This is a genomic window from Dermacoccus sp. CCH2-D9 (assembly GCF_001556795.1).
In the GTDB taxonomy this organism is placed as follows: domain Bacteria; phylum Actinomycetota; class Actinomycetes; order Actinomycetales; family Dermatophilaceae; genus Dermacoccus; species Dermacoccus nishinomiyaensis.
The window spans coordinates 1-20,899 of record NZ_LSJT01000111.1 but is presented as its reverse complement, the minus strand read 5'-3'; the positions used below and the strand labels follow the sequence as shown (position 1 = coordinate 20,899).

General features: G+C 69.0%; 17 protein-coding genes. 3 read left to right on the top strand and 14 right to left on the bottom strand.

Annotated features, from left to right (window positions below):
- Positions 1-32: 32 nt before the first annotated feature.
- From AX669_RS09705 to AX669_RS09695, 3 genes are all read right to left on the bottom strand, one after another.
- Positions 33-1,751 (bottom strand): ABC transporter substrate-binding protein, encoded by a 1,719-nt coding sequence (locus AX669_RS09705; RefSeq protein ID WP_231729546.1) that lies wholly within the window; start codon positions 1,749-1,751, stop codon positions 33-35.
- A 112-nt stretch (positions 1,752-1,863) separates the two neighbouring features.
- The gene (locus AX669_RS09700; protein ID WP_006943869.1) at positions 1,864-2,871 is read right to left on the bottom strand and encodes an ABC transporter permease; all 1,008 of its coding nucleotides are present in this window, start codon (positions 2,869-2,871) and stop codon (positions 1,864-1,866) included.
- Between the two features lie 234 nt (positions 2,872-3,105).
- On the bottom strand, positions 3,106-4,479 hold the full coding sequence (locus AX669_RS09695) for a replication-associated recombination protein A (protein WP_006943885.1): 1,374 nt from the start codon (positions 4,477-4,479) through the stop codon (positions 3,106-3,108).
- Positions 4,480-4,561: 82 nt separating this feature from the next.
- On the opposite strand from AX669_RS09695, the gene AX669_RS09690 reads away from it, so the two are divergent.
- A complete protein-coding gene (locus AX669_RS09690) occupies positions 4,562-5,146 on the top strand; it encodes a hypothetical protein (RefSeq protein WP_006943866.1) in 585 nt (194 codons plus the stop codon).
- Positions 5,143-7,428, top strand: coding sequence for an MMPL family transporter (locus AX669_RS09685; RefSeq protein ID WP_062258125.1), 2,286 nt, complete (start codon positions 5,143-5,145; stop codon positions 7,426-7,428). Before AX669_RS09690 ends, AX669_RS09685 begins: the two co-directional genes overlap by 4 nt.
- A 56-nt stretch (positions 7,429-7,484) precedes the next feature.
- Here the strand turns inward: AX669_RS09685 and AX669_RS09680 are convergent, their stop codons facing one another.
- From AX669_RS09680 to AX669_RS09670, 3 genes are all read right to left on the bottom strand, one after another.
- Positions 7,485-8,078, bottom strand: coding sequence for an HAD family hydrolase (locus AX669_RS09680; RefSeq protein ID WP_062258123.1), 594 nt, complete (start codon positions 8,076-8,078; stop codon positions 7,485-7,487).
- A 143-nt stretch (positions 8,079-8,221) separates the two neighbouring features.
- Complete coding sequence (aspS, locus tag AX669_RS09675; protein ID WP_062258144.1) at positions 8,222-10,057, bottom strand: aspartate--tRNA ligase; 1,836 nt, start codon at positions 10,055-10,057, stop codon at positions 8,222-8,224.
- 284 nt (positions 10,058-10,341) lie between these two features.
- Positions 10,342-10,776 carry a YchJ family protein gene (locus tag AX669_RS09670; RefSeq protein ID WP_062258121.1) on the bottom strand — a complete coding sequence of 145 codons (435 nt, stop codon included), beginning with the start codon at positions 10,774-10,776 and terminating at the stop codon, positions 10,342-10,344.
- A gap of 74 nt (positions 10,777-10,850) precedes the next feature.
- Between AX669_RS09670 and AX669_RS09665 the strand changes: the two genes are divergently transcribed.
- On the top strand, positions 10,851-11,831 hold the full coding sequence (locus AX669_RS09665) for an asparaginase (protein WP_062258119.1): 981 nt from the start codon (positions 10,851-10,853) through the stop codon (positions 11,829-11,831).
- Between the two features lie 4 nt (positions 11,832-11,835).
- Here AX669_RS09665 and AX669_RS09660 read toward each other — a convergent pair whose 3' ends face one another.
- The 8 genes from AX669_RS09660 to AX669_RS13430 all read right to left on the bottom strand — a co-directional run bounded on the left by AX669_RS09660 (position 11,836) and on the right by AX669_RS13430 (position 19,989).
- Entirely contained in the window at positions 11,836-12,510 is a 675-nt protein-coding gene (locus AX669_RS09660) for an NUDIX hydrolase (RefSeq protein ID WP_062258118.1), read from the bottom strand.
- Between the two features lie 153 nt (positions 12,511-12,663).
- A complete protein-coding gene (locus AX669_RS09655; RefSeq protein WP_038568537.1) occupies positions 12,664-14,301 on the bottom strand; it encodes a CTP synthase in 1,638 nt (545 codons plus the stop codon).
- A 79-nt stretch (positions 14,302-14,380) separates the two neighbouring features.
- The gene (gene recN / locus AX669_RS09650; protein ID WP_231729544.1) at positions 14,381-16,123 is read right to left on the bottom strand and encodes a DNA repair protein RecN; all 1,743 of its coding nucleotides are present in this window, start codon (positions 16,121-16,123) and stop codon (positions 14,381-14,383) included.
- A 67-nt stretch (positions 16,124-16,190) separates the two neighbouring features.
- Positions 16,191-17,099, bottom strand: coding sequence for an NAD kinase (locus AX669_RS09645; protein ID WP_062258114.1), 909 nt, complete (start codon positions 17,097-17,099; stop codon positions 16,191-16,193).
- A complete protein-coding gene (locus AX669_RS09640; RefSeq protein WP_062258112.1) occupies positions 17,099-17,917 on the bottom strand; it encodes a TlyA family RNA methyltransferase in 819 nt (272 codons plus the stop codon). The genes AX669_RS09645 and AX669_RS09640 overlap by 1 nt, the downstream gene beginning before the upstream one ends.
- On the bottom strand, positions 17,914-18,210 hold the full coding sequence (locus AX669_RS09635; protein WP_062258110.1) for a hypothetical protein: 297 nt from the start codon (positions 18,208-18,210) through the stop codon (positions 17,914-17,916). The genes AX669_RS09640 and AX669_RS09635 overlap by 4 nt, the downstream gene beginning before the upstream one ends.
- Positions 18,207-19,172: an HAD-IIA family hydrolase gene (locus AX669_RS09630; protein WP_062258109.1), complete on the bottom strand. Its 966-nt coding sequence runs from the start codon at positions 19,170-19,172 to the stop codon at positions 18,207-18,209. Before AX669_RS09630 ends, AX669_RS09635 begins: the two co-directional genes overlap by 4 nt.
- A complete protein-coding gene (locus AX669_RS13430; protein ID WP_131941138.1) occupies positions 19,165-19,989 on the bottom strand; it encodes a lipopolysaccharide assembly protein LapB in 825 nt (274 codons plus the stop codon). The genes AX669_RS09630 and AX669_RS13430 overlap by 8 nt, the downstream gene beginning before the upstream one ends.
- Positions 19,990-20,899 lie beyond the last annotated feature (910 nt).

The window sequence follows — 20,899 nt, the reverse complement described above, 5'->3', positions numbered from 1 at the left end:
TGCCCCGCCGGTCGAGGTGCCAAGACGTCCGATTACTTCTTGACGCCGATGACCGCGAGGTCGGGGTACATCGACGTGCCGGCGCCGTTGATGTAGTTCGTCACCTTCGAACCGCGCAGGTAGTAGAACTTCTGCGACTCGAGCGGAATGTAGGCGACCTCTTCGCCGAGCTTGGCGTCGATCTTCTTGTAGATCTCACCTGCGGCGTCGACGGACGTGGCCTTGGAGGCCTCGTCGATCATCTTGTTGACCTCGTCCGACTTGTAGTTGCCGTAGTCGGAACCGTTCGACTTCGCCGTCAGGTTGACACGGCTGTCGAACAGCGGCGGGATGACCGTGCTGGCGGACGGCCAGTCCGAACCCCAGCCGGCCCAGTACACGTCGCCGTCGGAGTTCGGGTCGCGGATGACATCGTAGTAGGTGTCCGTCAGTCCGTTCAGGGTGACGTTGAAGCCGGCCTTCTTCCAGCCGTCCGCAATGGCGCCTGCCTGCTTGTCGGCCAGCGGGGTGCCGCCCTGGTACGTGAACTTGATCGACGGGTTGGGCTGACCGGCCTCCTTGAGGAGCTTCTTGGCCTCCTCGATGTTTCCGCCCGTGCCGTACTTGAACGCCGGGTTCTTGACGTAGGCCGTCGTGAGCGCCGGGTTGATGATGGAGTCGGCCTTGGCGTAGGCCTTGTCACCGCCGCCAGCGGTGATCCAGGCGTCCTGACTCGTCGCGGCGAGCAGAGCCTGACGGACCTTCTGGTTCGTCATCTTCTTGAAGTTCGGCACGAGGTAGTCGACGTACGGCGACTGCACGTTCGCGGACCGGTCCTTCACGGCACCCGTGATCTGGCCGTACAGCTGCGGCTGGAGCGAGCTCGTCGTGATAGCCGTCTGGTCGTCACCGCGGTCGGCGATAAGACGCTGGTTGATCTTGACCGGGTCGATGCCCTCCTGGAAGACGATCTTGTCCGGCAGCGCCTTGCGCACGGTGTCCGTCTTGGCGTCCCACTTGTCGTTGCGGACGAAGGTGCCACCCTGACCCTTCTTCCACGTGCCCTGCAGCTTGTAGGGGCCGTCAGAGAAGGCGGTGAGGTTGCTCTTGTCGCCCTTGTCCTGGTCCTTGCGGAACGGGTCGAACGCGCGCAGGGAGGCGACGGCGAGGTTGAAGTCCGGCCACGCCTTGTTGAACTTGTACGTGATCGTCTTGCCGTCACAGGTGACAGCCTTGTCGAACGCGTCCTTGTTGTGGTTCTTGTACGGGCCGTCGTAGATCGGCAGCCCGTTCTTCTGCGGGATGTCGAGGTACGCAAGGGCGTAGGACGGGCCACCCGTGATGACGTCCGTGGCAAAAGTACGCGAGATGCCGTACTTGAGGTCATCACATGTAATGTCCTTGCCGTCCTGCCACTTGACGCCGTCCTTCAGCGTGAAGCTCCACTGCTTGCCGCCGTCCGACATCTTGCCCGTGTCGGTGGCGAGGTCGGCAACCGGCTTGTCGCCCTTCTTGATGTCGTCCGTGGCCGGCATCGTGACGAGCGAACGCGACCACAGGCGGCCCCAGTTCGAGATGTCACGTCCGATGTAGACACGCTGGGGGTCGAGGTTCTCGGCGCCGCGCTTGTTGAGGTAGTTCAGCGTGCCACCGGAGTCCTTGCCCCCGGAACCGCCGGAGCCACCGTTGTCGCTGGACCCGCCACCGCAGGCAGCGAGGCTGATCGAACCAGCCATCGCCACGGCGAGGATGGAAGCCGACTTCTTGTTCATCGTCATCTCCTTGATGAAGAAGGATCCGCCGAGGCGATCCAACCGACCTGACCGGACGTGGCCAGGAAAACTGAGGGAGCCCGTGGGCTCGTGTGAGAGACGCGCGGTGGCGTCAGTGGCGATCGGCCTTGGGGTCGAGCGCATCGCGCAGGCCGTCGCCCAGAAGGTTGAAGCTCAGGACGAGAACCGAGATCGTGATGACCGGCACGAAGAAGTACGTCGGATCGGCCTGCGAGAAGTCGATGGCGTCCGTGATGATGTTTCCGAGCGTGGGGGTCGGGGCGTGGATGCCGACACCGAGGAAGCTCAGGGCGGCCTCCGCCGAGACGAAGGCGGGGAACGTCAGCGTGGCGTACACGAGGAACGGCGCCCAGAGGTTGGGCAGCAGCTCCGTCACGTACAGACGGCGGTTCGTCGCACCCAGGGAGCGGGCCGCCTCGATGAACTCACGGTTGCGCAGCGTCATGACCTGGCCGCGAATGATGCGAGCGAACGTCGGCCAGCCGAACAGGCCGAGCACGAGGATGATGTAGATGCCCGCGGCGATGTTGCTGTTCTTTACGCCGAAGCTCTGGATGCGCGCGATGATCGTCCCCGACAGCGCCAAGAGCAGCAGTGTCTGCGGCCAGCACAGCACGAGGTCTACAAGCCGGCTGAGCAGGAAGTCGGCCTTGCCCCCGGCGAAGCCCGAGATGAGCCCGACCGTCATGCCGATGAGCATCGCGACCGCCGTCGCACCGAGGCCGACGACCACGGAGAACGTCACGCCGTACATGAGGCGGCTCAGCAGGTCCGTACCCGAGGAGGGCACGACGCCGAGCGGGTGATGCGAACTTGCACCGCTGAAGCTACCGATCGGCGTGCCGTCCTGGGACAGGAGATCGCGATGGTTGGTCGTGGGGTCGAGCACACCCGTGGCCACGAGGATGGGAGCGATGATCGCCACGAGGACGAACAGCGCCGCGATGGTCATCGCAGCAAGGGTGGCCTTGTCGCGCTTGAGTCGAGACACGGCGATCTGACGAAGCGAACGACCTTCGATCGCCTTGGGCTCCTCGGGCGTCTGGGGTTCGGCCCCATCGGGACCCATCCCTTCGAGCGCGGGATCGCCGGTGACCATTGCCAAGGCTTCGTCCTTCCGTCTCTGGGCGCTCGGTGCGCGCTCCGCCTGTCACACGCGGCCCGGCGGTTGGCCGAGCTCGTCATGCACCCCAGATCATGCCCCATCGAAATTGTGATTCCAGCCTCAAAGTACGAGGGTCACCAGATCGTTACCTTTGACCCGCGAATGGCCGCAGGTGTAACACCGCGTTAACGAAACACGCGATTCTGCAACATCACGCAGTGAGCTGCATCACGTTGCACTCTCACCCCCGCGGATGACGGCGCGCAGGCGTCGCCATCGCTCCCCCAGCCGCTCCTCCCACCCCCGCGACGTCGGGTGGTAGTAGTCCGCGTCGGGCAGCAGGTCGTCGGGCAGGAACTGCTGCGGGCCGACGCCGTCCGGTTCATCGTGCGTGTATGTGTATCCGGCCCCGTGCCCCAACTGCGTCGCCCCGGCGTACCCCGAGCCGCGCAGATGCGGCGGCACGGCGCCGCCGCGGCCCGCCCGGACGTCGGCGATGGCGGCGTTGATCGCCGCGTACGCCGCATTCGACTTCGGCGCGATCGCGTTGTGCACGACCGCCTGCGCGAGGATGATCCGCGCCTCCGGCATGCCGATCTGCGCGACGGCGTGCATCGCCGCCACCGCCGTCTGCAGCGCCGTCGGATCCGCCATCCCCACGTCCTCGCTTGCGGCGATGACGATGCGCCGCGCGATGAATCGCGGATCCTCGCCCGCCTCGAGCATGCGTGCCAGATAGTGCAGGGCGGCGTCGACGTCGGAGCCGCGCATCGACTTGATGAGGGCGGAAGCGACGTCGTAGTGCTGGTCACCGGCGCGGTCGTAGCGCACCGCGGCTGCCGCCATCGCCTGCTCGACGTGGGCGAGCGTGATGGTCTTCTCCCCCGCGTCCGTCGCCACCCCGGCGCCCGCCTCGAGAGCCGTGAGCGCCCTCCGGGCGTCACCGCCGGCCATGCGGACGAGGTGATCGCGCGCGTCGTCGTCGAGGGTGAATCGCTCGTCGAGACCGCGCTCGTCGACGAGTGCCGCGCCGATGACGTCCGCGATCTGCGCGTCGTCGAGCGAGGTGAGCGTGACGAGCACCGAACGCGACAGCAGCGGGGCGATGACGCTGAACGACGGGTTCTCCGTCGTCGCGGCGACGAGGATGACGGTGCGGTTCTCGACGCCGGGCAGCAGCGCGTCCTGCTGGGCCTTGCTGAAGCGGTGGATCTCATCGAGGAACAGGACCGTCGAACGGCCGTACATCGCGAGGTGGCGGCCCGCCTCCTCCATCGCCTGACGCACGTCCTTGACGCCCGCCGTGATCGCCGACAACTCGACGAACCGGCGTTCTGCGCTGTTCGCCGCGAGGTGCGCGAGCGTCGTCTTGCCCGTTCCGGGCGGCCCCCACAGGATCGCGCTCATCGGCCCCGCCGCACCCGCCTGGCCCTCGATGAGACGCCGCAGCGGCGATCCGGGCTTGAGCACCTCGCCCTGCCCACGCACCTCCTCGAGGGTGCGCGGGCGCATGCGCACCGCGAGCGGCGCCATCGCCGACGCACCAGCGCTGCCCGAGGTTCGTTCACCGTCGAGGCGGCTCGAGAACAGGTCATCACTCATGGCTGCAGTCAACCAGCCACCACCGACAAGGCACGACTAGAGTGAGCCGCGCCACCGCGCCGCCCGCCTCGAAGGACACCCCATGAGCAATTCCTCCCAACCCACCGCGATCCGTCAGACGTTCAACGTCGTCATCGGGTGGTTCGGGGTCGCCATCGGGATCGTCCTCGTCGTCAGCGGCCTCATGGCCCGCTCGCCGCACACGATGGCGTTCGTCGGCTTCGCCCTCGCCGCGGCGTCGTTCTGCGTCATGGTGCGCCCGAGCATCCGCTTCGGCGCGGACGACGTCGTCGTCTCCAACGTCGTGCGTGAGGTGACGCTGCCCTGGCCGGGCATCTCGCACGCCACGTCGAAGGGCAGCCTCGTCCTCCATGACAACGACGGGCACAAGACGACGGTGTGGGCGATCGGCTCGCAGAAGGCGCGTGGCGCGCGCAACGCCGACGACGCGCGTCTCGGCATCCTGCCGACCGCGTCCCTGCGCCCGATGCCGGGCACCCTGACGCAGCCTCCGCGCTCTGCCGGCGCGCTGCGCGAGGCCTTGGACGCCGAGACGGTGGACAACCCGGCCGACGTCCCCTCCGGTCGTCGCGTGCGCTGGCTGCCGCTGCCGTGCGCCCTCATGGCACTCGCGCTCGTCAGCGTCATCGTGGCGGTCATCGGATGAGGTGGGGCGCCACGCGACAGCGCGCCGGGGCCTCTCGGGCCGACGATTCGTCGGCTGCCTCGTCAAATGGTTCGGGCCATTCGCCCGAGCCGACCGACGGCGAGCGTCCGAGCGGGCGAGGCTACGGCGCCTTCGTCGCGCGTCACGCCAAGGCCATCGTCCTGACGTGGCTCGTCGCCGTCGTCCTGGCCTTTGCGACTACGGCCGGCGCCTTCGGTGGCGGCGGACTCTTCGCACACCTGCAGCAGGCCGAGCCGTTCGTGCCGGGTGAGGCACACACCGGCAACGACATGCTGCTGACCGGCGACAAGGCCGGCGGCAGCGTCGCCGTCCGACTCGACGGGGTGGCGAGTTCACAGCAAGCGGCTGTCGGCGCGAAGGTGCAGCAGGTGATCGACGACGTCGTGCACACGTCGGCGGTCGAGTCGGCGTACTCACCCGCGGCGAAACGCGACCCGCGCGTCGCTGCCGCCTACCGTTCCTCGAGCGCACCCGAGTCGATGGTCTTCGTCGCCACGCTCGATGCTGGGCTCGACAAGAGCGTGCAGGAGGACGTGAGCGCGCAGGTCACGAAGGCCGTCGAAGCGGTGACGCCCGCGGGGGTGCGCGTGCGCACCGGCGGGTCCGTGGAAGTGCTCAAGCGCATCACCGATCAGGCGCAGGAAGACCTCAAGACCGGAGAGGGCATCGCCTTCCCGCTGACCCTCATCGTCATGGTCATCGTGTTCGGAGGATTCATCGCGGCGGGCCTCCCCCTCATCGGCGCGATCGCTGCGATCGCCGGCGGGCTGCTCGCGCTGCTCGGGTTCAGCCACGTCACCGACCTCGATGCGACCGTCGTCAACATCGTCACGATTCTTGGTCTCGGCCTCTCGATCGACTACGGCCTGCTCATCGTCGGACGCTTCCGCGAGGAACTGTCGCGCCTCGCGCTGCAGCGCGAGGCCGACGGCCTCGACGGGGTGCTCACGAGCGCCGACCACGACCTCGCGACCCAGCGCACGATCGCGACGGCCGGGCGCACCGTTCTCTTCAGCGGGCTTACGGTCGCGATCTCCGTCGCAGGGCTCGTCCTGTTCCCCGCATCGGTGACAAAGGCGATCGGCCTCGCCGGCCTGTCCGTCGTCGCCGTCGCCTGCCTCGCGGCGCTGACGCTCGTGCCCGCCTGCGCGCGCCTCGCTGCGGCGCGCCTCGCGAAGAAGAGCGTGCAGCCTGACGCGGACGAGGGACGATTCGCCGACCTCGCCCACGCCGTCCAGCGTCATCTGTGGATCTCGATCTGCGGTGTCGTCGTCGTCCTGCTCGTGCTGGCCGCGCCGCTGCTCGGCATGCGGCAGGTGAGCTCGACGAGCGCGTTGCTGCCGACGTCGGACCCGCAACGCACCCTCATGAACGACCTCGCCCACGACTTCCCTGTGCTCGGCGAACCCGCCGTGAGCATCGTCAGCGAGACCGACGTGGCGACGATGACGAAGTGGGTCTCGAGCGATGTCGCACACCGCGAATACGTCACAGGGGTCAACCCCGTGCGTGACCTCGGCGACGGCAAGGTCGCCGTCGGATTGCGGGTCGACGGGGCCACCCCCTCCAACGGGCGCACGCAGCACGTCGTCCGCGACCTGCACGCTCACCGCCCAGGATTTCCGACATGGGTGACGGGCCAGCAGGCCAAGCTCGACGACTACACGCACGCCATCGCTGCGCGAGCCCCCTACGTCGTGCTTGTCGTTGCGTTCGCGACGCTCGTGCTGCTGTTCCTCATGACGGGATCGCTCGTCCTGCCGCTCAAGGCCCTCCTGTTCAACGCCCTCTCCCTCGGCGCGAGCCTCGGAGCGATGACGTGGATCTTCCAGAACGGCCACTTCGAATCGCTGCTCGGCTACACGAGCAACGACGCGATCGAGTCGACCGTCCCCGTCATCCTCATCGCGTTCGGTTTCGGCCTGGCGATGGACTACGAGGTGTTCCTGCTCTCTCGCATCGTCGAGGCGCACGAACATGGTGACGACGACGCGCGCGCCGTCGCCGTCGGCATCCAGCGCAGCGGACGCATCGTGACGAGTGCCGCACTTCTCATGGTCATCGTCATGCTCGGGTTCGCCGCGGCGAAGATGGTCATCATCAAGCAGATCGGCGTGGGCCTCGCGCTGTCGATCATTCTCGACGCCACGCTCGTCCGCATGATCCTCGTGCCCGCGACGATGACCGTCATGGGCCGCTGGAACTGGTGGGCCCCCGCCCCGATGAAGCGCTGGCACGCCCGCTTCGGCATTCGCGACTGACTCCCCCGCGAATCCCGTCCCCCTTTGCGAATCCCGTCCCCAACGGCGATGTGCGGTCACACTCGCACACCGGCGCCCTCGAGCATCCGGCGCATACCGGCCGCGCCGCTGCTGGGGTCATGCAGATGTGCCCGGATGCCGCAGGACGTCGCCGCCGCGACGTTGCGAGCCGAATCGTCGACGAACACGATCTGACGCGCCGGGACGTCCAGCCGGTCGATGATCGACGCGAAGAACGCCTCGTCCGGTTTGCACGCGCCGAGCTCGCAGGAATAGAACTCCTCGTCGAACACTCCGGCGTAGCAGCGGCGCATGAGGTCACGGCGCACGTCCTGCTGGTTGGTTGCGAGATGCACGCCGTACCCGGCACGTCTGACGTTCGCGACGACGGCCATCGCCGCTTCGTCGATGTCGAAACGCGACCACAGCTGCAGCGCGTCATCGGGATCGAGCGCGAGCCCGTGCTCCTCGGCCGCGGCGACGAGGCAGTCACGCATCCTCGCCTCGCCCCGCATGGCGGGCAGTTCGCGGGCGAACACGACGGACGCGAAGCCCTCGCCACCGATCGCGTCGAGCGCACCCACCCAGCCGTGACGCGCGTGCTGCAGCACACCGTCGGCATCGAACAGGACGGTAGCCGTGTCACGCATGTGGCGACCCTACGGCTGAAAGGGGCAAGCCTTGAAACCGTTGTTGGGCCCAGCACCCCCCGCGCGTCGCGCAGAATGGGTCGAGCCCCTGCCGTCATGCGACGTCAGGGGCTCGACACGTTGATCGGTCGCCGATCAGCCGATCACGACTTGTTCGGCGACACCTCGGCCGGAGCGGCGGGCGATGCGGCGTCCGCAGAAGCCTCACTCTTGACCTGAGGCTTGGCGTCCACACCCGCCTCCTTGCGCTGCTGAGCGGAGATCGGGGCGGGCGCGGCCGTCAGCGGGTCATAGCCGCCGCCGCTCTTCGGGAACGCGATGACGTCGCGGATCGAGTCGGTGCCCGCGAGCAGCGAGACGATGCGGTCCCAGCCGAACGCGATGCCGCCGTGCGGGGGTGCACCGAAGCTGAACGCCTCGAGGAGGAAGCCGAACTTCTCCTGCGCGTCCTCCTCGCTCAGACCCATGACCTTGAAGACGCGCTCCTGCAGATCCTTGCGGTGGATACGAATCGAGCCACCGCCGATCTCGTTGCCGTTGCACACCATGTCGTACGCGTACGCGAGCGCCTCGCCCGGTTCGGTGTCGAACGTGTCGACGTACTCGGCCTTCGGCATCGTGAACGCGTGGTGTACGGCCGTCCACGTACCGGAGCCGACGGCGACGTCCCCCGAGGCGACAGCGTCGGCGGCAGGCTCGAACAGCGGCGCGTCGACGACCCACAGGAAGCTCCACGCGTTCTCGTCGATGAGGTCGCAGCGCTTTCCGATCTCCAGACGCGCTGCGCCGAGCAGCGCGCGCGACGCCTTCGTCGCACCCGCGGCGAAGAAGATGCAGTCGCCGGGCTTCGCACCGACGTGGCCGGCGAGGCCCGCCACCTCGGTCTCGGTGAGGTTCTTGGCGACCGGGCCGGTGAGCGAGCCGTCCTCCTGGACGAGGACGTACGCGAGGCCCTTCGCGCCGCGCTGCTTCGCCCACTCCTGCCACGCGTCGAGCTGACGACGGGGCTGCGACGCACCACCCGGCATGACGACGGCGCCGACGTATTCGGCCTGGAACACGCGGAACGTCGTGTCCTTGAAGAACTCCGTACACTCGACGAGCTCGTTGCCGAAGCGCAGGTCGGGCTTGTCCGAGCCGTACTTCGCCATCGCGTCGGCGTACGTCATGCGCGGGAACGGCGTCGGCAGGTCGACGCCGATCGTCGCCCACACGGCCTTCGCGATCTGCTCACCGAGCTCGATGACGTCGTCCTGCTCGACGAAGCTCATCTCGATGTCGAGCTGCGTGAACTCGGGCTGACGGTCGGCGCGGAAGTCCTCGTCGCGGTAGCAGCGCGCGATCTGGTAGTAGCGTTCCATCCCGGCGACCATGAGCAGCTGCTTGAACAGCTGCGGGCTCTGCGGCAGCGCGTACCAGCTGCCCGGCGCGAGCCGAGCGGGGACGAGGAAGTCGCGAGCGCCCTCGGGCGTCGAACGCGTCAGCGTCGGCGTCTCGATCTCGACGAAGTCGCGCTCGTTGAGCACGGCGCGCGCAGCCTGGCTCACCTTCGAGCGCAAGCGGATCGCGTCGCCTTGGTCCTTGCGACGCAGGTCGAGGTAGCGGTACTTGAGGCGCGCCTCCTCGCCGACGGTGATGCGCTCGTCGATCTGGAACGGCAGCGGCGCCGCCTCGGAGAGCACCTCGATCTCGTTCGCGACGACGTCGACCTCACCTGTCGGCAGGTTCGGGTTGACGTCCTTCGGCTCGCGCGCGGCGACCTCACCCGTCACCTTGATGCAGTACTCGGAGCGCAGACCGTGCGCGGCGCCCGTCAGCACCTCGTCGCGTGCGACGACCTGGACGACGCCCGAGGCGTCCCTCAGGTCGACGAAGGCGACACCGCCGTGGTCGCGACGCTTGGCCACCCAACCCGTCAGGGTGACGGTGTCACCGACGTCGGCTGCGCGAAGGGTTCCGGCTTCATGGGTTCGAAGCATGATGTTCCTCTCGATTCGTTCCATGCGGCGACGCGTCGATCGGACGATGCTCGACCGGGCGCCCCACGTGGGAGCAGCCCGGGAGGTGTGGGCGGGGGCCAGGTCGCGGTGCCACCACACCTTCGCCGAAAGATCTTCGGCCTCTCGTCGGTGACGCCGGACGCGCGGTCCGCCGCAGAACACGCCCGTCACGGGCGGTGCTCGGGCGGGGTGTCAGGCCGCCACGGCGTACCTGCTCATTCTAGGTGATGCCGCGTGTGCGACGCGCCCGTGTTTTTCGCGGCTCAGTCGAGCTCGTCACCGTCGACGTAGAACCAGCGGCCGGCGCGGCGTTCGAAGCGCGAGTGCTCTCGCAGCACCCCGCGACGGCCGTCGTCGGCGAGGTAGGACGCCTCGAAGGTGACGGTGCCGCGCGTACCGGCCTCGTACATGCCGCCGTCACCCGTGTCGAGCACCCGCAGGGCCAGCCACGTCACGCCGTCGAGGTCGCCGACCTGAGCCGGGCGCGTGCGCGGATGCCAGGTGCGCCAGAGGTGGTCGGCGTCGCGTAGCACGAACGCCGTGTAGCGCGAGCGCATGAGCGCTTCGGGCGTCGGCGCGATCACGCCGTCGAGGACGAGCGGGCCGCAGCATTGGCGCAACGAGCGCGCGGGCACCCAGGCGCAGGGACACTCAGCGTCCGGGCCGGGTCGCACGCTTGGGTCGGCCGCAGCAGGCATGGGTCTCCTCGGTGACGGGCTCGCGCAGCGATCGGCGCGCGGCGGTTCGTTGGCACGACGATAACCTGTGCGCCATGACGAAGCGGATCGCGATGTACTTCCTCGGCGGAACCATCTCCATGTCCTCCGGTGACGGCGCCGGAGTGCGCCCCACGCTCGGCGCCGACGACCTCATCGCCGCTGTCCCCGGCCTCGACGCAGCTGACGTCGACCTCACCGGCGAGACGATCGCGCGCGAACAGAGCGGTTCGCTCACCCCGGCGCACCTGCTCGAGGTGCTGCAGCGCGCGAGTGCCTCCGACGCCGACGGGTTCGTCCTCGTCCAGGGCACCGATACGCTCGAGGAGAGCGCCTACCTGCTCGACCTGCTCTGGGACGACGGGCGCGCGTTCGCCGTCACGGGCGCGATGCGCAACCCGACGATGGCCGGGGCCGACGGAGCCGCCAACATGCTCGCCGCGATCCGCGTCGCCGCGAGCGACGCCGCGCGTGAGCTGGGCGTCGTCGCCGTGTTCGCCGATGAGATCCACGCGGCGCGCTCGGTGACGAAGGGCGACACGTCGTCGCTCACGACGTTCGTCTCCCCCGACTGCGGCCCGATCGGGCGCGTCCTCGAAGGTCATACCCACCTCTTCCACCGCCCCGCGCGACTGTCGGCCCTCCCCCGGCCTGACGCCGTCGACGCCGAGGTGCCCGTCCTGACGGTGGCACTCGGGCAGTCCGCGCGGGCGCTCGACGCCGTGAGCGCGGGCGCCGACGCGCTCGTCATCGCCGGCCTCGGAGCCGGGCACGTGCCCGGGTGGTGGGCCGAGAGCGTCGGACACATCGCGGCCCGCATTCCCGTCATCATGACAAGCCGGACCTTCTCGGGCCCGGCGCTCGTCGAGACGTACGGTGCGGTCGGCGCGGAGGTCGACCTCCAGCGCCGCGGCGTCGTCATGGGTGGCTACCTGCGCGCCGTGCAGGTGCGACTGCTCGTCATGACGATGCTGGCCACCGGGGCGTCACGCGAGAGCATCGCCGCCGAGGTGCGCCGCCGCGGCGGCTACCGCTGACCCGCTACTGCTTCGGAGCGAAGGCGGGGTGCACCGACCACGGGGTGTCGGGGGCGCGCAACGGTGCCCAGCCCGCGTCGCGCGCCGCGCGAGCCGCGAGGCATGACATGAGCAGCGTCGGGTTGTGGAGGCGCCCCGCGAGCGCTGCGCCGACGACGTCGTCGAGGCGAGCCCAGCCGGTCGGCATGTCGAGTTCTTCCTCCTCGCGCTCGAACCGGTCATCCTCCGACACGTCGGTGAGGTCGCGGGCGAGGAAGACGCGAAGCTGCTCCGAGAGCCCGCCCGGTGACGAGGCGTAGTCGATGAGCAGGTCGAGTCGTCCGGCGCGCAGGTCGGCCTCTTCGTAGAGCTCACGCAGCGCCGCCTCGTGCGGCGGCTCGCCGTCGACGTCGAGCAGCCCCGCCGGGATCTCCCACTCCTGCGCACCGATGGGGTGCCGGTACTGGCGAATGACGAGCACCTCCTCGGCGCAGGGTTCGCCGCGCATGGCGAGGACGGCGACGGCGCCCGGGTGGCGGACGAAGTCACGGGTGACGCGCCCGGCATCGCCGAGATCGGCTTCCTCCTGGACGACGTCCCAGACCCGTCCCTCGTAGACGACGTCGCTGCGCACGACGGGCGCGGGGGTGTAGTCGTCGACGAGTTCGCTGGGGGTGATCGTGGGGTGGATGGAAGTCATGCCACCGATCCTGACACACCGGACTGGCACCCGGTCGCGCCCGGCCGCTACGTCGCAGGCCGACGTCCCAAGAAACGCCGAGGAGGGCGGCGCCGTCTCCGGCATCGCCCTCCTCGATTCATGACACGCGGCCCGAACAGCGGCCGCACGTCGTCACTTGCTCGGTCGCTCCAGCGCGGCCTCGACGAGCCCCGCGAACAGTGGGTGCGCGCGGTGCGGTCGCGACTTGAACTCCGGATGAGCCTGCGTCGAGACGTAGTACGGGTGAACGTCCTTCGGCAGTTCGACGAACTCGACGAGCCCGAGCTCGGGGTGCGTACCCGAGACGACGAGTCCAGCGTCGGTGACCTGCTCGAGGTAGTCATTGTTCACCTCGTAGCGGTGACGGTGACGCTCGCTCACCTCCGTCGTGCCGTAGGCGTTCGCCACGACCGAGCCGTCGAGCAGCTTCGCCGGGTAGGCGCCGAGGCGCATCGTGCCACCGAGGTCGCCGGCGCCCTCGACGAACGACTTCTGCTCCTCCATCGTCGCGATGACGGGGTGTGACGTCTCGGGGTCGAACTCGGAGCTCGACGCGTCAGCGATGCCCGCGACGTTGCGCGCGTACTCGATGACCATGCACTGCAGGCCGAGGCAGATGCCGAGCGTCGGCACCTTGTTCTCACGGGCCCACTTCAGCGCGCCGAGCTTGCCCTCGATGCCGCGCACGCCGAACCCGCCGGGCACGAGCACCGCGTCGACACCCGACAACGCCTTCTTCGCGCCCGCGTCGCTCGTGCAGGTGTCGGAGGCGACCCAGCGGATCTTCACCTTCGTGTCGTGATGGAAACCGCCGGCGCGCATCGCCTCGGTGATCGACAGGTAGGCGTCGGGCAGGTCGATGTACTTGCCGACGAGGGCGATCTCGACCTCGTGCGCCGGACGGTGGACGTGATCGAGTAGCTTGTCCCACTGGGCCCAGTCGACGTCACGGAACGGCAGGCCAAGGCGGCGGATGACGTACGCGTCGAGCCCTTCGGAGTGCAGCACGCGGGGGATGTCGTAGATGCTCGGCGCGTCGACGGCGGCCGCGACGGCCTCGGAGTCGACATCGCACATGAGCGAGATCTTGCGCTTGATCGGCTCGGGGATCTCGCGATCGGCGCGCAGGATGAGCCCGTCGGGCTGGATGCCGACCTGACGCAGTGCAGCGACGGAGTGCTGCGTCGGCTTCGTCTTCAGCTCACCGCTGGGGCCGATGTACGGCACGAGCGAGACGTGGAGGAAGAAGACGTTGTCGCGCCCCACGTTGTGGCGCACCTGGCGTGCGGCCTCGAGGAACGGCAAGGACTCGATGTCGCCGACCGTGCCACCGATCTCGGTGATGATGATGTCGGGTGCGTCGTCGCCGTTCGCCTCGGCGCGCATGCGCTCGACGATCTCGTTCGTGATGTGCGGGATGACCTGCACCGTGTCACCGAGGTATTCCCCGCGACGCTCGCGTGCGATGACATCGGAGTACACCTGGCCGGTCGTGACGTTGGCGCGCCCGTGCAGGTTGACGTCGAGGAATCGCTCGTAGTGACCGATGTCGAGGTCGGTCTCCGCGCCGTCTTCGGTGACGAACACCTCACCGTGCTGGAACGGGTTCATCGTTCCCGGGTCGACGTTCAAGTAGGGGTCGAGCTTCTGCATCGTGACGCGCAGGCCGCGCGAACGCAGCAAACGGCCGAGACTGGATGCCGAGAGGCCCTTTCCGAGGGAGGAGGCCACGCCTCCGGTGACAAAAATATGCTTCGTCGTCTGATCCACCACGGAATGCCAGCCTACTTCATCGAGAGGTATTCGGGCGACAGGGTTGCCGCACGATGGATGTGAACCCAAAGAACGTTCATGCGCTCGACTTCTGTGACGCGCCGGCCGCCGTCAGCAGGGATTCGGCGTGCTCACGCGCGACCGCGCTTGTCGTGTCGCCACCCAACATGCGCGCGATCTCGGTGACGCGCGCGTCACCCGTGACGGCGGCGACGCCGCTCTCGGTGACGGCGCCGTCATGCGATTTGTGGACGACGAGGTGGTTGTCGGCGTACGCCGCGACCTGGGCGAGGTGCGTCACGACGATGACCTGCGCGCTCTGCGCGAGCCGCGCCAGGCGCGCGCCGATGTCGTGCGCCGCCTCGCCCCCGACGCCGGCGTCCACCTCGTCGAACACGAACGTGGGCACGCTGCCCGTCGACGTCACCACCTCGAGGGCGAGCATGACGCGCGACAGCTCACCACCGGAGGCGGCCTTCGTCACCGGCTTCGGATCCATGCCGCGGTTGGCCGACAGCAGGATCGTGACGTCGTCGATGCCGTGCTCCGAGGGTTTGACGAGGCGCCCGTCGGGCAGTTCGAGGCCCTTGTCGGCTTCGGCGATCGAGACCTCGACGACGAGGCGAGCCGAGCCCATCGCGAGGTGATGCAGCTCCTGCGTGACAGCCTCACCCAGTCGCTCGGCCGCGGATCGACGCAGATCGTGCAGCGCGAGAGCATCAGCCCCGACCTTCGGCGTGAGCCCCGCGACCTCGGCGTCGATCGCGGCGATGCGATCGTCCGAGCCGGCGAGCTCCTGCGCCTCACGCCCGGCCTGTTCACGCCACGTGAGCACGTCGTCGAGTTCGGGCCCGTACGCCTTGAGCAGCTGGGTGATGGCGGCGCGCCGCTGATGCACCTCCTGCAACCGCTGCGGATCCATGTCGATGGCGGCCGCGTACTGCGCCACGTCCGCGGCGAGGTCGGCCGTGAGCGTCTGCACCTCCCGCAACCGCTCGATGAACGGTGCGAGGTCGGCGTCCAGCGTCACACCCGACTCGAGCCCACTGCGCGCAGCAGCCATGAGCGCCAGCGCATTCGGCTCGTCGGGCGACAACTCGTCGCCGGCCAGGGCCGCACCCGCACCACGCGAGGCGGCCAGGAGATCCTCGGCATGCGTGAGCCGCTCACTCTCCGCCGCGAGTTCGACGTCCTCACCCTCGATCGGCTCGATCTCGTCGATGCGCGCGATTCCAGCCTCGAGCATCGTGAGCCGCTGCGCGCGCTCCTGCGCCTTGAGCGTCAACTCGCGCCGCTCGGCCCGCAGCGCCTTCAGCCTCACATACCCGTCGCGGTAGCGCTGCGCCACCTCCGAGAGTTCGGGGCCTGCGAACGCGTCGAGGATCTGACGGTGCTCCTCGGGCTGCTTGAGCCGCCATTGGTCGGCCTGCCCGTGCACCGCGACCAGCTCATGCCCGATGCGCGCCAGCACGCCTGCGGGGACACTGCGCCCGGCCACCTGCGCACGCGAACGCCCCGTCGCGGCCACCGAGCGGCTGAGGATCACCTCGTCGCCCGCCTCCACGTCGAACTCATCGGCCAGCGCGGCCGCGCTCACATGCTCGCCCGGCACGTCGAGGAACCCCTCGACGAGCGCCGACTTCTCCCCCGTGCGCACCCGATCGGCGTCAGCACGCTCACCGAGCAGCAGCCCGAGACCGCTGACGACCATCGTCTTACCCGCGCCCGTCTCGCCGGTGACCACGTTGAGCCCCGGGCTGAGTTCGAGCGTCGCGTCGGCGATGACACCCATGTTGCGAATCCGGATTTCCCTCAGCACGCTTCCCACCCTAGGGGCACGACGCGACGAATGGTGATTCGAACACGCTTACGAACAGATGAACTTTTCAATGCGCGCGTCGCGTGCCGCGCCAGCCCTCGACCGACAGGTCGAACTTGCGCACGAGACGATCCGTGAACGGCGCGGTGCTCAGGCGCGCCAGCGTGACGGGCTTGTCGCTCGCGTGCACCTCGACACGGGCGCCGTCGGGCAGATCGAACGGGCGCCGCCCGTCACACCACAGCACGGCGCGCCCCTGCGCACCGGGCACGAGTTCGACGGCAAGTTGCGCGAGCGGCCCCAGCACGAGCGGGCGCGCGAACAGCGCATGCGCCGAGATCGGCACGAGGAGGATGGCCTCGGTGTCCGGCCACACGACCGGTCCTCCCGCGCTGAAGGCATAGGCCGTCGACCCCGTCGGCGTCGCGATGACGACGCCGTCAGCGCCCCAGGACGCGAGGGGACGGCCGTCGATCTCGACGGTCAGTTCGAGCATGCGCTCTCGTGCGGCCTTCTCGATGCTCGCCTCGTTGAGCGCCCACCCGCGGTGCAGTTCCACCTCACCGCGCCCGTCGGTCGCGACGACCTCGAGCGTCGCGCGGGTCTCGACGATCCACGAGCGCTCACGCACGCAGGCGACGATCCGCTCGACGTCCTCCTTCTCCGCCTCGGCGAGAAACCCGACGTGGCCGAGATTGATGCCGAGCAGCGGCACCCCGCAGTCGCGCGACAGTTCGGCGGCGCGCAGGATCGTGCCGTCACCGCCCAGGACGACGGCGAGCTCGCACGCCACCCCGGCTTCCTCCGGCGCGACGGTGACGACGCCCGGCCGCTGCGCGATCCCGAAGGCCGCCAGCTCGTCGGCGATGCCCGCGACCTCTATCCCGGCGGCCGTCAGCCCTTCGACGAGTCGCTCGGCGACCTCGTAGGCCTCGGGCCGGCGCGGGTGGCCGATGAGCAGGACGCGGCGGTTCATCACTCGCTCCTTCGCGTGAGGTCGCGGATTCGCTGGTTGGCGGAGGCGTCGTCGAGTGCGCCACCGACCGCGGCGCGACGCAACCAGACGAGGTATTCGTGGTTGCCGTGGCTGCCCACCATCGGGCTCCACGCGAGACCGTGCACGGCGAGGCCGAGTTCGGACGCGCACGCGAGCACCTTCTCGATGCTCTCGCGACGCTGCTCGACTGACGTCACGACGCCCGTCCTGCCCAGTCTCTCGCGTCCGACCTCGAACTGCGGCTTGATGAGCGCGATGAGATCACCGTCGTCGGCGAGCAGAAAGGACATGTGGGGCAGCGCCAGCGTCAGCGAGATGAACGACAGATCGCTGACGACGAGTGCGAACGGTGAGCCGTCGAGCTGCGTCGCGCTCACGACGTCGCGGACGTTGACGCCCTCGAGATCGGTGACGCGCGGGTCGCTCTTGACCGGTTCGGCGAGCTGGCCGTGCCCGACGTCGAGAGCGACGACGTGAGCCGCCCCCCGTTCGAGCAGCACCTGCGTGAACCCACCGGTCGAGGCGCCGACGTCGATGGCGTGCGCTCCGGCGACGCGGGTCGCGACACCCGGAAAGGCCTCGCACGCGGCGAGGAGCTTGTGTGCGGCACGGCCCACGTAGTGGTCGAGGTCGCCCTCGATCTCGACGTTCTGCGCGTCGCTCACCTTGGTCGACGCCTTCGCCTCGACCTTGCCGTCGACAAGCACCCTCCCCGCGTCGAGCAGCTCCTTCGCCTGGGCGCGAGAACGCACGAGGCCGCGCGCCACGAGGGCGGCGTCGAGTCGCACACCACTCATGCCTGGGCCTGTTCGAGGCGTCGCTGCAAGCTCTCATGGACGTCGTGTGCACGAGCGATGACGTCGGCGGCATCGACGTCGGGCCCACAGCTTTCGGACCCGCTGTCATTCGACGCTCTGCCGACCGACCCATTGCCGCCCGTCGACTCGCCGGCCATCGCATCGACGCTCTCGCGCAGGCGGCTCACGGCATCGTCCAGTTCTGTGTCACCGACCGGGCCGTCCCCGGCGATCACACGACGGCCCTCGGCCCGCTGGGCGAGCTCACCCGGGCTGGGCACCCCGATGCTCATGACCCGCACGCCTGACGCATCTCGCGCGCCGCGTCCTCGGCGGAGAGGTCTCCCGCATCGACGCGCTCCCACAGGGACGTCAGCAGACCGCGCACGCGAGCGATGCTCGCCCCCGCGTCGCATTTCCCGGCAGTCTCGACCTCGTACGGCTGCGTCAACCCGCGCAGATCCGCGAGCACGTACGTCGGGCGACGCTCCTTCGGTGCCGCGGCTGCGTCCGCGAGGCCGTGAACGCCGGTGAGCACGAGCACGCTGTCGTACCCGCCGCGGGTCGCGCCTTCGATATCCGTCTCGAGCCGGTCGCCGACAGCAAGGACGCGCGCCGCGTCGGCCGCGCCGATGCGCTCACTCGCCATGTCGTACATGACGGGCATGGGCTTGCCGGCCACTTCGGGATCGACCGCCACCGCATTGCGGACGGCCTGGACGAGCGAGCCGTTGCCGGGTGCGATCCCTTTCTCGGTCGGCAAGGTCAGGTCAGTGTTCGTCGCGACCCAGCGCGCACCACCGTTGACGGCGTGCGCTGCGGCCGCGAGGTCCGTCGCACGGACATCCGGCCCGTAGCCCTGGACGACGGCATCGATGTCGCCGGTCGCTGCACCTGCATCGTCGTCGCCGACGCAGACGAAACCGGCCTCCCTCAGCGCTCGGGCGACGCCCTCCCCGCCGATCGGCAGGACGATACGCACCTGCGCGCCACTCTCGCGCAGCACGTGCGCTGCCGCCATCGACGAGTTGACGACGTCCTCGTCGTCTAGACGCAGCCCGAGCTCACGCAGATGCGCCGCGACGGCCGACGGGGGACGCGAGGCGTTGTTCGTCGCGTAGACGACGCGCGTCCCATGTTCGCGCGCGCTCTGGAGGCTCGCGATGGCATGCGGGATGGCGCCGGGCCCTGCGTAGACGACGCCGTCGAGGTCGCAGACGATGCCGTCGTACCGGTCGAGCAGGCCTTCAGTCACGGGGGTCCTGTTCCCCGACCGACGCTGACGGTTCGTTCGGCGGTACGGCGCCGAACGCGCTCAGGTCGAGCTCGGCGAGATGCGGGTCGACGTCCTGCTCGTCCTCCGGCGCGAGGTCGGTCAGCTCGAAGCCGTCGATCTGGTCGATGCGGTCGGCGGCGTCCGTCTCGCCATCACGGTCGGCCGCGTCGGCCTTGACGAACCACGCCCGCGCTTCCTCCCGCTCACCCAGGTCGAGCAGCGCGTCAGCATACGCGTAGAACAGACGAGCGGCCCAGGGCTGCGTCGTCGCCTTCTGCAGGGCGGGAATGCGCAGTCCGACGACGGCAGCCCGCGACTGTCCCATGTCGCGGCGCACGCCGGAGACGACGATGGCCAACTCGATGTTGTCGGCCTCAGAGAGGCGTTGCGCTTCCGGAGAGTTCGCCAGCTCGAGGGCCCGCTCGTAGCGCCCCAGGCCACGCTCGCAGTCGACCATGTACGGCAGCAGGTGGTCGGAGCCGGACAGCCGGCGCGCGGTCCGGAACTCACGCAGTGCCTCGGCGAACTCGCCCGTTCGGTAGAGGACCAGACCGAGCGCCTCGCGCGCTGCCGGAACCCGGCCGGCCCGGCTCACGGCGTGCTGCGCGTGGTCGAGCGCCTTCTCCGGGTTCTCGTCCAGCAGTTCGGCGGCAGCGACGAGGTGCTTGGCGACGCCCTCGGCGTTCTCCTTGCTCAGGGTACGCAGCTGCTGACGAACCGCCTTGTCGAGCTCATAGCCCGTGATGTCCTCCGGCAGCACCGGCTCCGGCTTGCGACGGGGACGCTCGTCCCCCACGGCCTTCGCGTCCCAGCTGCGCGGGCCACGAATCGACGACTGCTCGTCCGACCAGCCGGCACCGCGGTCCCCCCGGCCGGTGAACCCGCCACGGTTTTCGCTGCGGTCATCCCGACGGAAACCGCCACCCCGCTCGTCACGACGATCCGAACCGCGTCCGTAACCAACACGCTCATCACGCCCAGACGAGCGGCGGTCGTCCCGGCCACGGTCATCACGACGGAAACCCCCACGATCCTCACGACCCCGCTCGTCATCCCGACGCGGTCTGTCATAGCTGCGCTCGTCCCCGCCACGGTCGTCCCGACGGAAACCCCCACGATCGTCACGACCGAAGGAACGGCGATCGTCACGACCCCGCTCGTCGTCCCGACGCGGGCCACCGTAGCCACGCTCATCGCGGCGGACACCTCTACGGTCGTCACGACGGTCGCTGCCCCGTCCATAGCTGCTTCGCTCGTCGCGACCTGACGAGCGACGATCGTCGCGCTCGAACCGACCCCGCTGCTCACGGGAACCCCTGTCGTCACGAGCCGGGCGACGCTCGCCGGAGGCCGCCTCGCGACCTCCCTGCGACCAGCGCGAACTGCGTTCGCGACGCTCTGGCGTGTTCTCGGTGTTCTCGTCAGGCATGTCTTCCTCTTCTCAGGACGGGCAATAGACATCGTGGCACGAGGGCGGCGCCTCGGGCGAGCCGGCACCCATTGCTACGACGGAGCGAGGGCATCGACCACGGCTGCGCAGCCAGGGCATACATGAAAGAAGGGCCCTTGATCCAAGAACTGTTCAAGCTCCGAGCCACCCGTCGGGGGCTTCAAGGAACACGACGTTCATCAGATCAAGGACCCTTCTGTTGAAGAAGTCCGGCGGTGTCCTACTCTCCCACACCCTACCGAGTGCAGTACCATCG